The 470-nt window shown below is 41.3% G+C and carries 1 protein-coding gene; it reads right to left on the bottom strand.

Annotation, left to right across the window (positions count from 1 at the left end; genetic code table 11):
* Nucleotides 1–470, bottom strand: a 470-nt coding sequence (locus AC3DEV_RS16915; RefSeq protein ID WP_488372855.1) for a hypothetical protein, incomplete at both ends; no start/stop codon positions are given.

Below are 470 nucleotides of genomic sequence, written 5' to 3'. Positions count from 1 at the left end.
AAATCGTTTTGCTAGCTTTTTTGTACTTCCCAGCGCAGATTCAGAACTCAAGACTTGAACCGCTTTTTTGTCAGTGTTATCAAGTTCAATCGATTCATCATCTCCGTGGTTTAGTGGTGCTTCTAACTTTTCTAATTCAGTCTCAGGTGGTACTTGAGTAGGGACGTCGGTTGCTTCAAGCTCCCGATGACTAATCGTCGTCTCGCTTGCACGCTTATGTGATTTTTTTGGAATTGACGGCTTAGAATTTAGCGTTTTTGCGACGTGTACGCCACTAACTGCTGCGATTGCCTCAATGGCAGAATCTGACGTAATAAGAACCACATTTTTCTTTGCTTCTTGTGCGGCCCGCTTAAGCAATTTTACGTTCACTGCACTCTGAAATACCGTTGATCGTTTTGGTAGAACAACTGCAACAATTGCATCTTTTGAAGAAATAACTTTATCTATAACCGTTGTTATTTCGTCAT

The sequence above is a fragment of the Dietzia sp. IBK-p2-15D genome (assembly GCF_057773105.1).
Note: the sequence above shows the minus strand (reverse complement) of the source record. Positions and strands in the feature narration are given on the sequence as shown.